The organism is Isoptericola luteus (assembly GCF_020297055.1).
In the GTDB taxonomy this organism is placed as follows: Bacteria; Actinomycetota; Actinomycetes; order Actinomycetales; family Cellulomonadaceae; genus Isoptericola; species Isoptericola luteus.
The window spans coordinates 44,017-58,478 of record NZ_JAIXCQ010000003.1; the positions used below are offsets into that span (position 1 = coordinate 44,017).

Sequence of the window (14,462 nt, forward strand, 5' to 3'; positions counted from 1 at the left end):
CGGGCGTCGGCGACGGCCACGGGCCAGCCGACGACGCGCATGGCGGGAAGGTCGTTCAGGTCGTTGCCGACGTAGGCGATCCGCGCGGGGTCGAGCCGGTTGACGGCGCACCAGTCGCGCAGCGCGGCGGCCTTGTCGTCGACGCCGTGCAGCACGTCGATGCCGAGCTTCCTGGCGCGGGCGGCGACCACCGGGTTCGTCTCCGTGGAGAGCACGAGCATCGGCATGCCGGTGCGGCGCAGCCTGGCCACGCCCAGCCCGTCGCCCCGGTGGACGCGCACCTGCTCCGTGCCGTCCTGCGACACGTAGGCGCCGTCGTCGGTGTGCACGCCGTCAAAGTCCGTGACCAGGGCGTCGACGTCGATCGGCTCCGCGCCGCCCGAGCGGCCGGGGACCACCACGGCGGTGGCCTCGGCCGACGCCACCTCCTCGAGCAGCGTGCGGGCCAGCCACAGGTCGCGCGGCTCGTCGATCTCGAGCGAACGGTCGGCGTCGACGACCTGCAGCCCGACGGATCCGAAGAACCGGCTGCCCGTCTCGCGCAGGCCGGCGGTGCGCATCGCGTAGAACGCGCCGGTCTCCCGGAAGTGGGGCGCGCGCTCCTGGCGGCGCGGGCGGTGTGCGGTCGTGTGGCCCACCGGGACCGGCACGGCGGCGGCGCCCGCGCCGTCGAGCCGCCACTGGAAGTCGTGCGTGCGCGCCACCGCGACGACGACGTCGTGCGCGCCGGCCGCGACCCGGCGCACCGCGGCGTCCAGGTCGGCGGCGTCGATGAACGGCGACGTGGCCTGGAGCAGCACGGTCACGGCGGGGTCGGCGCCCAGCGCGTCGAGCGTGTGCACGACGGCGGACTCGGAGCTCGCCGTCGCGCCGGCGAGCTCGGCGGGGCGGCGCACCACCCGGGCGCCGTGCGTGGTCGCCTCGGCGGCGATCTCGTCGTCGTCGGTGGAGACCACGACGGCGGTGACGGCCGGTGCGGCGAGCGCCGCCCGCACGGCCCGTGCTACGAGCGTGACGCCACCGACCTCCTGCAGGTTCTTGCGCGGGACGGACACCGAACCGCCGCGGGCGGGGATCACCACGAGGGCGTCCCCACCAGGGCCGGGTTCGGGGTGGATGTCGTTCATGGGGCCGACACTAAGAGCCCCGGACGACGCGACCGACCCATTCCGGGGAACTGTCGCCGAACATCAGGGTGCGACAAGATGAACAGTGGTGGATATGACGCCGAAATGGTCGTCCACCTGGAAGTTCGCGAATATGTTCAACATTGCCCGACGAATATCACGACGGCGTCAGAAATGGTTGACGCCCGGAGACGACATGGTGGACGCCGCGATGATGAACACCCCGCAGATGACCCGCACCGAGACCCTGCTCCGGCTCGACAACCCGGTGCGGCCCTACGCCTGGGGGTCGACGACGCACATTCCGGAGCTCCTCGGCCGCGACACCGACGGCCGACCCGCCGCCGAGCTGTGGCTCGGCGCGCACCCGGGGGCGCCGTCCCGCGTCCCGGCACCGGACGGCGGTTCCCACGCCCTGGGCGACCTGGTGCGCCACGACCCGGAGGCCCTGCTCGGGGCCCGCGTGGCCGACCGGTTCGGCCCCCGGCTCCCGTACCTGCTCAAGGTGCTCGCCGCCGAGCAGTCCCTGTCGCTCCAGGTCCACCCGCGGCCGCACCTCGCACGGGCCGGCTACCAGCGGGAGCGTCGTGCGGGGCTGGCCGCCGACGACCACCGTCGCTCCTTCCACGACGAGCACCACAAGCCCGAGATGATCGTGGCCCTCAGCGCCTTCGAGGCGCTCGCCGGGTTCCGCAGCCCACGGTCGGTGCGCGCCCTGCTGGACGGGCTCACCGGACGCCTCGTCGACCGGGTGCGGGCGGAGCTCGAGCGCCGGCCCTCCGCCGCCGGGCTCCGTGCCGCCACCGAGGTCCTCGTCGACGCGCGAAGCTCGGCCACCCGGGCCACGGACGTCGCGCAGGCCGTGGCCTCCGTCGCCGCCCGGCACGCCGCCGCCACGTCGCCGGGCACCGCGCGCGCCGACGCGACGGTGCTGCTGCTCGCCCGGCAGCACCCCGGCGACCCCGGCGCGCTCGTGTCGCTGCTGCTCCACCGGGTGACGCTCGAGCCCGGCGAGGCGATGTTCGTCCCCGCCGGCGAGGTGCACGCGTACCTCTCCGGGCTCGGGGTCGAGGTGATGGCCTCGTCGGACAACGTGCTGCGCGCCGGGCTGACCGCCAAGCACGTCGACACGGCCGCCCTGCTCGAGTGCGCCTCGTTCGCACCCCGGCCGCCCGCGCGGCCGGAGGTGAGCGTCTCCGGCGGCGAGAGCGTCGTCACGACGTACCGGGCCCCGGTCGAGGAGTTCGCCCTGACGTTCGCCGACGTCGTGCCCGGCGAGCCCGTGGCCCTCGCGCCCGACGGCCCCCGCGTCGTCCTCGTCCTCGACGGCGAGGCCCGGCTGCTGACGAGCACCGGGGACGTCGTGCTGCGGCGCGGCGAGTCGTGCTTCGTACCCCATGCCGCCGGCTCCGTGACCGTCGACGGTGCCGCACACCTCGTCTGCGCCTGGACCCCCTGACCCCTACCCGACCCGCCCACCCCGCCCACCCCGCTGGTGCCGAACAGGAGGTTGACACCGTTATGCGCGGCACATTGCCGCCATAACGGTGTCAACCTCCTGTTCGGCGGGCGACTGTCCACAGATGTGGCGGAGGGGCCCCGGAGATGATCGGGCGGTGCTGCGATGTCTGGGTGCGAACTCCTGCCCCGATGCCCCCGAGCCTTCTCGACCTGGCGGAGGCGCAGGAAGGCCTGCTGAGCACCGAGCAGTGCGGCCGGCACGGCGTGGGTGCTTCACGCTGCTCGCGCGCCGTCGCCGGCGGCCGATGGTCGCGCGTCACGCGGGGAGTCGTCGACACCATCACCGTCCCACCGGCGTCCCGCACCGCGTTCGACGTCCCCCGCTCCCCCGTCCCTCCGCTCTCGGTCACCAGCGCGCCGGATCTCGTGCCGTGGCCTCCCCGGTCGGACGGCGACCGGCTGTTCGGTCACCTCCGGCGACGTGCCGGCTGGCTCGGGCACCTGGCCCACGGCGCCACGTCGATCCCGGTCGGGACGTCCGCGCTGGCGTTCCTCGGCATCGAGGGCACCCCTGTCACCGCGGCGCCGGACGTCGCGCTGCCGTGGGCCGCGAAGCGGCAGCCACGCGCCGGGGTCCCGCTGCGGCAGTTCGACGACGGTCTGACGACGGTCCCGTTCGGCGACGGGCGCACCGGCGAGATCCGCATCGCGGCTCCCGAGTGGGCGCTCGCGCAGGCGGTGCCGGAGCTCACGATGGAACGTGGTCTCGCGGTGCTGGACTCGGCCCGCAGACTGCGCCTGGTCGACCGCCACGGCGTCGAGCGCTCGCACGACCACGCCAGAGGGCGCCGTGGCGTCGCCGCCCGTCACGACCTGTGGGACCTCGCCGACCCGCGGGCAGCGTCACCGCTGGAGTCGTTCGCGCGATGGCAGTGCATCGCGGAGGGCGTGCCCCCTGACACGCTGCAGCTCGTGGTGCGCGACCTGGCGGGCGCCCCGTTCGCCGTCGGGGACCTCGCGTGGCGCCTGGGCCCCACGCAGTGGCTCGTCGGCGAGCTCGACGGCTACGAGTGGCACGACGGTGATCCCGCACGCGTGGTACGAGACCGTGACCGGGACAACGCCTTCACCGCGCTGGGGGTGCGGCTGCTCCGGTTCGACGCCGGGCACCTCCGACGCGGCGAGGTGGGCACCGCCGTCCGCCGAGCTCTCCACGCCTACCGCCGAACAGGAGGTTGACACCGTTATGGGCGGCAGATCGCCGCCATAACGGTGTCAACCTCCTGTTCGGCAGCAGCCGGGGGGCGGGTCAGGGGGTGAGCTTGTTGTCCACCATCGAGAGGGCGGAGCCGATGGCCATGTGCATGTCGAGGTACTGGTACGTGCCCAGCCGGCCGCCGAAGTGCACGTCCTGCTCCCCCTTCATCAGGTCGCGGTAGCGGGTCAGGCGCTCGCGGTCCTCGGAGGTGTTCACCGGGTAGTACGGCTCGTCCGCGCGCTCGGCGAACCGCGAGTACTCGCGCACGATGACGGTGCGGTCGTCCGGGTAGTCGCGCTCCGGGTGGAAATGGCGGAACTCGAGGATGCGCGTGTACGGCACCTCGGTGTCGGCGTAGTTCATCACGGGCGCGCCCTGGAAGTCCCCGACGGGCAGCACCTCGCGCTCGAAGTCTAGCGTCCGCCACGAGAGCGAGCCCTCGGCGTCGTCGAAGTACCGGTCCACCGGCCCGGTGTACACCACGGGGACCTGCCCGACGACCGCGTCCTTGTGCACCGGCTGCGACGGGTCGAAGAAGTCCGTGGCGAGCCGGACCTCGATGTTCGGATGGTCCGCCATGCGCTCGAGCCACGCCGTGTAGCCGTCGGTCGGCAGACCCTCGTGGGTGTCGTTGAAGTAGCGGTTGTCGTACGTGTACCGCACGGGAAGCCGGGCGATGATCGACGCGGGCAGCTCGCGCGGGTCGGTCTGCCACTGCTTGGCCGTGTACCCCTGGATGAAGGCCTCGTACAGAGGCCGCCCGATGAGGGACACGCCCTGCTCGTCGAGGTTCTGCGGCTTGCGGCCGTCGAGCTCGGCCGCCTGCTCACGCACCAGCGCCCGCGCCGCGTCCGGCCCGTGCGCCGACCGGAAGAACTGGTTGATGGTGCCGAGGTTGATCGGCATCGGGAACACCTCGCCACGGTGCGTGGTGTACACGCGGTGGACGTAGGAGGTGAACGTCGTGAACCGGTTGACGTACTCCCACACCCGCTCGTTCGACGTGTGGAACAGGTGCGCCCCGTAGCGGTGCACCTCGATCCCGGTGGCCGGGTCGGCCTCGCTGTACGCGTTGCCGCCGATGTGGTCACGACGGTCGATGACGAGCACCTTGCGGCCCTGGCCGGCCATCTGCTCGGCGACGGTGAGGCCGAAGAAGCCGCTGCCGACGACGACGAGGTCGGTCATGGGTGTCCTCCTGGGTGTGGGGGTCAGTCGGGGACGTAGCCGCCGCGCTTGCGGGTGAACGTGCGGTAGCCCGCCTTGCGGACCGTCTCGGGCACGACGCGGTAGCCGGCGCGCACCACCACGTTGCGCACCATCTGAGGGGCGGTGAGGAACCCCTCGGAGTGCAGGGTGCGCTGGAGCGCGAGCTCGGAGGCGAGCAGCCGTCGCCCGCCGCGCCGTGCGTACGCGCCGGCGCCGACCCGGTACAGGACCAGCGGCTCGACGACGTTCTCGGCGCTCGCCCCCGCCCCGATCATGCGAGCGAACAGCAGGTAGTCCTCCATGAGGTCCAGGTGCTCGTAGCCCCCGGCGGCGGCCACGGCGGACCGTCGGTACACGACGCTCGGGTGGTTGAACGGGTCACGGAACCGAGCGGTCGTGGCGATGTCCGCTCCCGTGGGGGGCACGCGCACCATGCCGAGGTCGGTCTCGTCCTCGTCGAACTCCTGGATGGCCGAGCCCACGATGTCGTGCCCGTCCGCGACGAGGGGCACCTGGACGGCGAACCGCTCCGGCCGGGAGATGTCGTCGGCGTCGGCGCGGGCGACGATCTCGTGCTCGCACACCTCGAGGCCGGCCTCGAGGGCACGCGCGAGGCCGACGTTGTGCTCGAGCGGGACCAGCGTCACGGGGATGGGCGTGAGCTCGTGCAGGCGCGCGAGGACGGCGGCGACGTCGTCGCCCACCGGCCCGTCGCGCACGACGACGACCTCGTCGGGCGCCAGGGTCTGGTCGCGCGTGACCGACAGGAAGCCACGTTCCAGGTGTGCCGCGTCGTCGCCGGCGTACACGGGCAGCAGGACGGAGAACCGGCGGTCCTCGAGCGGACCGCGCACCGGCTCCACGGACCGCACCGTCGCGGCGCGCGCCGACGGGGCGCTCGCCTGACCGGCCTCCAGGCGGGCCACGCTGAGCGCGGCCGGGCCGACGCCGGACAGCGCCTCGGTGTCGGCACGCGGCCGGCGGAACACGCCGTGCCGCAGGCCTCGGAACCCGGAGGTCGTCAGCGTCTTGCGGTCGGAGGAGTGCGCGGCGGTGCGCGCCCAGCGCCGCAGGGTGGACCCGCCGTACAACAGCCGCTCGGAGGCGCTCAGCGCGGGCGAGCGCGTGAACGTCCACACCTTGTTGCGCACCTCGAAGTAGAAGCGCGGGCCGGGGTCGTTGTCCGTGCCCACCAGCCGCGCGGTGCGGTGCTCGACGACGCTGCCGGGCACGTACAGGCCCGTGCCGTGGCGCAGCAGCCGGGTCGAGTACTCGAAGTCGTCGTTCCAGATGAAGAAGTCCGCCACCGGCAGCCCGTGCCGTCGCACCGCGTCGGCGTCCACCAGCATCGAGACGAACGACATCGACCGGACCGGAACGGCGCCTGCCGCGCGGGCCCGTGCCAGGTCCGCGGCCGAGGCACCCGGGCGGGTGCGCGGCGTGTTCATCGGGTGGTCCGAGCCGTCGGTCCACACGACGCGGCTCGCCATCGCCGTCACCGGCCCGTCGTACGCGTCGCGCGCACCCAGCAGGTTCTCGAGGGCCGTCGGCGTCGGGACCGTGTCGTCGTCCATGATCCACACGAGGTCCGCGCCGAGCTCGGCGACGGCGGTCGCGAGGCCGACGGCGAAGCCGCCAGCGCCGCCGGTGTTGCGCTGCAACGCCACGACCTCCGGCCCGCTGGCGTGCTCGCGCGCGACGGTGAGCGCGTCGTCGGTGGAGGCGTTGTCGACGACGACGACGCGATCCACCGGGCGGGTCTGCGCGGCGAGCGCGTCCAGGGCCGCGACGAGCAGCTCGGCACGGTTGTAGGACACGACGACGGCGACGACGGTGGGTGTGGACATCCCGCACATCTTAGTGGCGCGCGTGGCGTGCGAAGGTCGCCCGCCACGTCTCCGGCGCGGCGAGCTCCGGGGCGGCCTCCCGCCACCGTGCGGAGACGGCGGTCCAGCGCACGGCGAGGCGCAGGTGCGCGACGACGGACGCCGCCGCGAGCCGGAAGAACGTGCGCGGCCGACGGCGCAGCCAGACGCCCGACGCGCCGTCCGCGCCCAGCACGAGCACCGAGTCGTGGTGCGGCAGCTCCCACCAGGTCGCCTGCTCGCGCCGCAGCGCGTGCCGGGGCTTCGCGCTGGACCCCGCGCCCGGCCGCGCGCCGCGCCCCGCGGGCCGCAGGTGTCGCGCCAGCCCGCGCAGCGCGAGGCCGGCCAGCGCCCCGGCCCCGGCCGGTTTGGGCCGCTCGCCACCGGTCCATGGCCGGGCCGCGGCGGCGTCGAACGGCGCGTCGCCGGCCCGGTACGTCGTGGTCTCGGCGAACGCGGCGCCGTGCGCGCGCAGCTCCGGCACCAGCCCGGCGAGCCCGGCGTGCAGGTCACCCGGGCCGTCGAGGATCTCGCGGAGCGCGCGCAGGTGCAGGTCGACGGCGTAGTAGCGCATCGAGAGCAGCAGCTTGAGGTCGGTCGCGAGCAGGCTCGGCAGCAGGAGCCCGCCACGGGGGCGGCGGGCGTGCAGGAGCGCGGCGAGCACCCGGTTGCGCACGTGCAGGTACGCCTGCCACTCGACCGTGTCGTCCTTGTCGGTCCAGGCCACGTGCCACAGGGCGGCCCCCGGCAGCGTCACGGTCGGGTGCCCGGCGTCACGGGCGCGCAGCCCCAGCTCGGCGTCGTCCCACTTGAGGAACATCGGCTGGGAGAGCCCGATGTCGCGCAGCACGGTGGTGGGCAGCAGGCACATCCACCAGCCGTTGAAGTCGCTCTCGCCGCGCTCGTGCAGCCATGGCGTGCTCCGCAGCGGGCCGGCGCCGAGGTCGTGCCACTGCTGCTCCATGCGGGGCGGGCCCCACTGGAAGCCACGCTCGTGCACCACCTCGCTGAACGAGTTCAGCACCGTGGGCCGGTGGAGGTCGAGCATGTGGCCGCCGACGACGACGGGGGTGCGCGCCGCCTGGTGGAACCGGACCGCGCGGAGCAGCGCCTCGGGCTCGACCTCGACGTCGTCGTCGAGGATCAGCACGGCGTCGGCCCCGTCGCGATCGAGAGCCTCGAGCATGCCGCGCGTGAACCCGCCCGACCCGCCGAGGTTGTCCTGCTCGACGATCCGCAGCTGTGTCCCGAGCGCGGCGGCGACCTCGTCGAACCCCGGGTGGTCGACGACCCGGCGCGAGCCCTGGTCGACGACCAGGACGGTGCCCACGGCCGCACGCAGGGCCTCCGAGGCGGCGAGCCGGCGCAGCGTGGCGACGCAGAACTCCGGCTTGTCCATCGTCGTGATCGACAGGAAGACCTCGCCGCTGCGCCGCGGCGCGACGTCGACCAGCCACTGCGCGCCGGCGACCACGACGTCGGCGTCGGCGGCCTCGATCTCGAACCACAGCCACCCGCCGTCGCCGGCACCGGCCACGGCCGCCTCCAGGACCGTCGCCCCGGTGCCCGCGAGCGCCGACGTCGCGACGACGGCGGCGACCCCCCGCGCGTCCGACCGCACCAGCCGCACGGTGCCCGGTCCCGTGGACTCGAGCTCGAGCCGCACCGTCGCCACGCCCGCCCAGCGCACCCAGTACGACGCGGGGAACGCGTTGAAGTACGTGGCGAAACCTTGGGTGCCGCCCGCGGGGACGAGGACCCGGCCGTCATCGACGACGGCGGGGCCGTCCTCGACGCACAGGGCGCGTCGGTCGGGCGGGTCGAGGACGACGAGCTGCTGAGCGAGGTGCACGCGCCCGACCCTAGCGCTCCCGCACGACTCAACGGTCGAGCCCGTCGGGCCCGTCGAGACTGGGACTCGACGGGCCCGACGGGCTCGACCCGTGGTGACGGTTACCAGCGCGTGAGAGCGATCGAGCTGATCCGCACCTTCTTCCCGTCATTCACCTTCCGCAGCGTGACCGTGCCGTCCAAGGACCTCGGCAACGTCACCGTGAACTTGCGGTTGCCCGCGCTGGCCTGGCTGAAGTCGAGCGTCTTGTACGCCTTGCCCCCGACCCTGACCTGCAGCTTGCCGTCGACCGGGTTCGTCGGTCCGCGAAGCACGACCCTGCGCACCTGGTTGGCGCTCCCGAGCCGGATGTAGGAGCCGCCCCGGGTGGTCTGGTAGGCGCGGTCGCCGTAGTAGCTCCCCTTCGTCACCTTCTTCCACCCGCTGGAGAACGTCCAGTAGTTCGGGTGGACGGGGCGGCTGGTGCGCACGACGCTCCTCATCGGCCCACGGACGCTGTCCTTCGACACCGCCCTGACCGCGATCTCACGCGACCAGCCGGAGCTCGTGCTCACGGTGATCGACGTCCTCGTCGTCCGCGACGTCATCATCCGCCAGTTGTTGGTGCTCGGCATGTCCGAGTTCCAGAACGCCCGGCGGTAGAGCACCTGGTAGTGGGACGCGCCCCGCACGGGCTTCCACTTGTAGGTGGTGGTGCCGCTCCACTGGACCGGGGCCTGCGCGGATGTCGGCGAGACGCGGGTGGGAGCGTCGACCGGGGACACCTGCGGCCCGTACCTGTCGATCGCCGCCCGCCTGCGCGACTCGGCGTTGTTGCGGATCGTGCCCATCTTCGCTGCGAGGTACCTGCCGGGACACGCGGTCTCGTTGGTGGTCCGGTGCATCAGCACCCGGGGCACCCGCACCTTCTCCCCGGGGTCGGCGCGCGTGCCGGAGCCGGTGCTCCCGCCGGTGACGAGCGTCGTCGAGCCCTTGACGTTGAAGTGGTACTGGTACGCCTTCCACGCGACGACCTTGCTGATGGCGTTCAGCAGCGCGCTGGTGGGACGTGCCGTCTCGAAGTTGCCCATCGCCGAGATGCCGATGGTGCCGGTGTTGTACCCACCGGCCTGGGCCCCGACGGGGTTGTCGTAGCGGGACTTCTTGCGTCCCTCGAAGATGTTGCCGTACTTGTCGACGAGGAACTGGTAGCCGATGTCCGGCCACCCGCGTGACCGGGTGTGGTACGCGTAGATGCCGCGCACCAGCGCCGCGGACTGGCTCTCCCGGTAGCTGTTGGTCCCGACGGTGTGGTGCACGTAGATCGCACGGAGCTTCTTGGAGTACTCGGGCCAGCTCCCGCTCAGCGACTCGTCCGCTCCCCACCCGGCGCGCGAGACGATCCGCGGTTTGATCTCGAACCCGTTGCCCGCGTTGGCCGAGGCGGCCGGGAGCCCGTCGTCACCGACGTGGGCGTCCGCCGCGGACGTCCCGGGGTCGACGAGGTCGACCTTCAGGCCTGCCGGCGAGTCACCGTCGGCGGTCTTCACCCGGACCTGCACCCCGTCGGCCCCGGTGGAGACGATCGGTTCCGTGCCGGCCCGGGCGTCGGCGAACTCCTCGCTGCTGGTGTCGAGGTCGCCCTGGCCGATACCGTCGATACCGAGCGACTGCCAGGGGGTCCAGCGGCCGTCCTCGCGGACGCGGACGGCGACCTCCGTCACCTCGGTCGCGTCAGCGGCATCCCACGTCACACCCGCCACCAGGAACTCGTCGGTCGCGGTCCGCGTGCTGAGCGCCGCGAGCTCGCCCTCGTCCTTCTCGGAGTGCTCCTCGACGTTCGTCTCGTCGGCCGGCTGCCCCGTCGTCGCCGAGGGGTCACCCTCCTCGGGCGCCACGTGCTCGTGCCCGACCGCGTCGTCCAGCGCTCCCGCCTGCTTCTCGGCCGCGCGGTCGACGCCGTCGACGTCGACGTGCTCGACGTCGGGCGACACCGCGTGCGCCTCCGGCACCGGCAGGCTCAGCGTCGGGACGACCACCCCTGCGAGCGCGAGCGCGCACACGGTCGTCGTCGCGACCGTCAGCCGCGCGGCGCTCGGGCGGCCTCGTGTGTCCCCCGGCATGTCCGTCAGCTCTCTCATCCTTCGTCGCACCCCTGCACCCCTTGGATTCGTCGCCGCTGGCATCAACCCCTCGACCGTAGAGGGCGCTTCGTGCATAGGCACCTGGAACGCGCGCACGGGATGCCCCGTGCCACGACCTGATGCACAGTAAAACTGGGGGGAAGATCATGACTCTGTCTCAACGCGGGCGGCCCACGACGGTCCGCCGCCTCGTCGCCGGCATGACCGCCGCCGTCGTCGCGGTCGGGGGCGCGCTGCTCACCGCAGCACCCGCACACGCGGCGGACCCGCCGGCCTCCTTCACGCTGACCGGGTCCGGTTTCGGGCACGGTGTGGGGATGTCGCAGTTCGGCGCCTACGAGCTCGCGCGACAGGGTGCGCTCAGCGGGAACATCCTGAAGCACTACTACCGCGGCGTGTCGCTCCCGTGGGCTTCGACGCCGAGCAACGTCCTGGTCCAGGTCTATGGGAAGGACCCGCTGGGCCGGTCCGGGTACGGGGACTCGAACAAGGCCACCACGGTCACCGTGCGCGGCGGTGACTGGCGCCTGCGCGACGAGGACTTCAAGACGCTCGCCACGGGCACCGGAACCACCAAGTTCGCCGTCACCGTGACGGCGGGCGGGCGTTCTCGGGTCACGGTGGACGGCAAGAAGTACTACGACCAGGTGCTGCGCATCCAGTGGTCGGGGACCCGGTACTACAAGCGCACGGGCAAGACGGCCGTGGCGTCGGTGGCGGGGGCGCACGGCACGTACAAGAACGGGCAGCTCACGACGTCGGCCCGGAACGGGATCGCGAACATCACCAACGACGTCCGGCTCAACACCGAGTACCTCTACGGGATCGCGGAGATGCCGTCGTCGTGGGGCCTCAACGGCGGGCTGAACGCGCTGACCGCGCAGGCGATCACCGCGCGCTCCTACGCGATGACCAAGTCCCTGGACAACCGCTGCCGCTGCCAGGTCGTCGACGACGTGCGCGACCAGAACTACACGGGCTGGAAGAAGGAGTCCGAGGGCACGAACGCCAAGTACGGCAAGGTCTGGAAGAAGGCGGTCGACCGCACCACGCGCAGCACGACCAAGGCCCGCGTCCTCACCTACGGCGGCAAGCCGGTCGCGACGCACTACTACTCCTCCAGCGGCGGCAGGACCTCGGACTCCGAGGACGTGTGGGTGTCCCGGATCGCGTACGAACGCTCCGTGTCCGACCCGTACAGCAAGGCCGCCCCGGGGAACTCCTACCGGTCGTGGACCCGCAAGATCACGCAGTCGCAGGCCAAGGCTCTGTTCGGTCTGAGCAACGTCGCGTCGATCAAGGTCACCAAGAAGTGGACGAGCGGTCAGGCGCGCACGCTCACCGCGACGAGCACCTCCGGGAAGAAGGCGACCGTCACGGGCAAGGCCGACGCGATCCGCTCCAAGGTGGGCAAGCGGACCACCGCCGGCAGCATGCCGGCGTCGTGGATCACGAAGATCACGGCGAACTCGTAGCCGCCTCTCGTCGACGACGCGTGGCGCCCCGTGCACGGGCGCGCCACGCGTCAGCGGGCGGCGGCGGAGCCCCCCAGGACCATCATCCCCGCCGGCTGCGGTAGTACTGCGCGGCGACGCCGCTGCCGACGGCGAGGGCGGCGACGGGCCCGGTGGTCCGCTCGAGCGTGCGCAGGGCGTCGCGCCGGCGCCCGAGCCGGAGCTGCGCCACCGCGAGCTGGCGCTGCTCCGTGGCCGTGAGGCGGCGCTTGCGGGCGGTGTCCTCGAGCAGCCGCACGGCGGGGTCGGCCTGGCCCGCGGCGAGGTGCTCCTTCGCGGTGCGCAGCACCTCGGCCGGGGGCGCGGGCGGTGCGGTCGTCAGGTCCGTGCGCCGCCGCAGGTCGCGGATCAGCTCGTTCTTCTCGGTGTCGGTCAGGTAGTCGAGCCACTCGAGATCGAGCGCATCGTAGCGGGGGTCGTCGGCGGGCTCCCACGGCTTCTTGCCCACGTAGTGCAGCACTCGCACGTCCTCGTCGTGGAAGAGCTCCGGGTGGTGCGAGGCGATCCGCTTCGTCGTGTTGTCCTCGGGGCCCAGCGCACGCCAGGAGTCGAAGAAGACGTTGAGGAACCCCTGGTCGCCACCGTCGTACGACGGCGTGGTCCGCAGGCGGGACATCATCTGCTCGAACATCCCGTACGACGGGGTGAAGGCGAACACCCCGGAGTTGAAGACGTGCGGGTTGGGCAGGTCCAGACCGGCGTCCGGGACCGCCGCGAAGTCGTCGCCGGCGAACAGGTCGTCGATGTTCTGCTTCACGACGGCGTCGCTGTCCACATAGACGGCGCGGTCGAGGAGGTCGAGCCGGAACACGTGCAGCTTGGTGTAGGTGGCGGCGAAGCGCTCCTGCACCTTCTGCCGGCGTCTGCGGCCGGCGTTCGCGGCGAGGACCGGGTTGACGATCGGCGGCACGTCCAGCGTGAGGATGCCGCTCGCGGCGAGCGCCGCCTTGTCCGCGTCGGGCGTGCACAGCGCGACCAGCGGGACGTCGGTCACCCGGCGCAGCGAGTTCGCCAGCGCCCGAGCCCCGTGATGGTAGGCGCCGGAGACCACCGTCACGTAGGCGCACCGGCGGCCGTCGACCTCCTTCCACAGCGGGCCCTTCACTCGGGGCACGGTGAGCGCGTGGGCCCCGTGCGCTGCCGGGAGCACGAGCTCGACCGTGTCCTTGGTGCTCCCGACCGACGCCTCCTCCCCGGGCTCCAGGTGGGGACGGTCCACGAGGTCCTCGGCGGGCCGGACGTACAGGTGCAGCACCTCGGACTGGCTCACGGAGCGGACCGTGGCGTCGGGGTACTCGGCCAGGCACGACCGGAGGAAGGCGATGTCGCTGTCGAGCCCGTGCGCGGCCTCGTAGCCGGGGGTCGCGTCCTTCGCCTCCAGGCCGAGCTCGGCCACCTGCGGCATCGTGTACCCGTAGCGCGCGTCCTTCGACTCGTACAGGTCGATGCCCGCGAGGTACACCTCGCGGAAGCCGACCCCGAGGCCGAACGCCAGCGCCTGCATGCCCGTGGTGGGCAGGCCGGGCCGGCTCATGAAGTGCCGCGCCAGGCGCGGGCTGCGGGCCGGGATGCTCCACGAGTCGAGCTCCGTGACGTCGGTCAACGGTTCGAGGCCGTACCTGTCGCCGTCGCGGTGCGCCGCGTGCCGCATGGGCGACAGGACACGCCGGACGTCGTAGCGGCCGGTCCGGATCTCGTCCTGCAGCAGCGTCTCGAGCTTCTCGTGCGGCACGGCGCTGAACCACGCGTCGACCCGGTCGCCGAAGTGGTAGTTGCTCTCGAGGAAGAACCAGTTCATCCGGAAGACGACCACGTCGGCCGGGATGCGGTGGTACGGCGGCATGGCCGACGACGGCCCGTTGCCGACGACGAGCAGCGGCCGGTCCGTGAGGCCGGCGAACGAGTCGATCTCCGCCGCGCCGGGCTCGCGACCGAGCGGGACGCTCCGCATGGTGGACATCGATGTGCTCCTCTGGAGGTGGCGGGTCCGGGTCAGCGTGAGCGTAGGCACGCGATGACTGGCGAAAGGCCGCTTCGCGCCGGGAGCACCGGC

General features: G+C 72.7%; 8 protein-coding genes and 1 pseudogene. 3 read left to right on the forward strand and 6 right to left on the reverse strand.

The annotated features are described in order from the left end of the window. Window positions 1–17: 17 nt before the first annotated feature. Window positions 18–1,127: pseudogene (locus LEP48_RS05215) on the reverse strand (cytidylyltransferase domain-containing protein); the annotation flags it as partial. 196 nt (window positions 1,128–1,323) lie between these two features. Between LEP48_RS05215 and manA the strand changes: the two are divergent. Continuing rightward, window positions 1,324–2,586: a mannose-6-phosphate isomerase, class I gene (gene manA, locus LEP48_RS05220; protein ID WP_225564529.1), complete on the forward strand. Its 1,263-nt coding sequence runs from the start codon at window positions 1,324–1,326 to the stop codon at window positions 2,584–2,586. A 191-nt stretch (window positions 2,587–2,777) separates the two neighbouring features. Further along, a complete protein-coding gene (locus tag LEP48_RS05225) occupies window positions 2,778–3,827 on the forward strand; it encodes a type IV toxin-antitoxin system AbiEi family antitoxin domain-containing protein (RefSeq protein WP_225564530.1) in 1,050 nt (349 codons plus the stop codon). A gap of 70 nt (window positions 3,828–3,897) precedes the next feature. On the opposite strand, the gene glf is transcribed toward LEP48_RS05225, so the two are convergent. The 4 genes from glf to LEP48_RS05245 all read right to left on the reverse strand — a co-directional run bounded on the left by glf (window position 3,898) and on the right by LEP48_RS05245 (window position 10,892). Continuing rightward, window positions 3,898–5,034, reverse strand: a complete 1,137-nt coding sequence (gene glf / locus LEP48_RS05230; RefSeq protein WP_225564531.1) for a UDP-galactopyranose mutase — start codon at window positions 5,032–5,034, stop codon at window positions 3,898–3,900. Window positions 5,035–5,057: 23 nt separating this feature from the next. Beyond that, complete coding sequence (locus LEP48_RS05235; protein WP_225564532.1) at window positions 5,058–6,902, reverse strand: glycosyltransferase; 1,845 nt, start codon at window positions 6,900–6,902, stop codon at window positions 5,058–5,060. Window positions 6,903–6,912: 10 nt separating this feature from the next. Next, on the reverse strand, window positions 6,913–8,772 hold the full coding sequence (locus LEP48_RS05240) for a glycosyltransferase (protein ID WP_225564533.1): 1,860 nt from the start codon (window positions 8,770–8,772) through the stop codon (window positions 6,913–6,915). Between the two features lie 101 nt (window positions 8,773–8,873). Further along, window positions 8,874–10,892, reverse strand: a complete 2,019-nt coding sequence (locus LEP48_RS05245; RefSeq protein ID WP_225564534.1) for a peptidoglycan recognition protein family protein — start codon at window positions 10,890–10,892, stop codon at window positions 8,874–8,876. A 149-nt stretch (window positions 10,893–11,041) separates the two neighbouring features. On the opposite strand from LEP48_RS05245, the gene LEP48_RS05250 reads away from it, so the two are divergent. Next, window positions 11,042–12,370: a SpoIID/LytB domain-containing protein gene (locus tag LEP48_RS05250; RefSeq protein WP_225564535.1), complete on the forward strand. Its 1,329-nt coding sequence runs from the start codon at window positions 11,042–11,044 to the stop codon at window positions 12,368–12,370. Window positions 12,371–12,452: 82 nt separating this feature from the next. Here LEP48_RS05250 and LEP48_RS05255 read toward each other — a convergent pair whose 3' ends face one another. Further along, the gene (locus LEP48_RS05255; RefSeq protein WP_225564536.1) at window positions 12,453–14,369 is read right to left on the reverse strand and encodes a glycosyltransferase; all 1,917 of its coding nucleotides are present in this window, start codon (window positions 14,367–14,369) and stop codon (window positions 12,453–12,455) included. Window positions 14,370–14,462: the final 93 nt, after the last annotated feature.

What these genes read in the sequence shown, in the direction of transcription:
- LEP48_RS05225 (WP_225564530.1), top strand. Translation starts at nt 2,778, where the DNA reads ATGCCCCCGAGCCTTCTCGACCTGGCGGAGGCGCAGGAAGGCCTGCTG.
- manA (WP_225564529.1), top strand. Translation starts at nt 1,324, where the DNA reads ATGGTGGACGCCGCGATGATGAACACCCCGCAGATGACCCGCACCGAG.
- LEP48_RS05245 (WP_225564534.1), bottom strand. Translation starts at nt 10,892, where the DNA reads ATGAGAGAGCTGACGGACATGCCGGGGGACACACGAGGCCGCCCGAGC.
- LEP48_RS05235 (WP_225564532.1), bottom strand. Translation starts at nt 6,902, where the DNA reads ATGTCCACACCCACCGTCGTCGCCGTCGTCGTGTCCTACAACCGTGCC.
- glf (WP_225564531.1), bottom strand. Translation starts at nt 5,034, where the DNA reads ATGACCGACCTCGTCGTCGTCGGCAGCGGCTTCTTCGGCCTCACCGTC.
- LEP48_RS05250 (WP_225564535.1), top strand. Translation starts at nt 11,042, where the DNA reads ATGACTCTGTCTCAACGCGGGCGGCCCACGACGGTCCGCCGCCTCGTC.
- LEP48_RS05255 (WP_225564536.1), bottom strand. Translation starts at nt 14,369, where the DNA reads ATGTCCACCATGCGGAGCGTCCCGCTCGGTCGCGAGCCCGGCGCGGCG.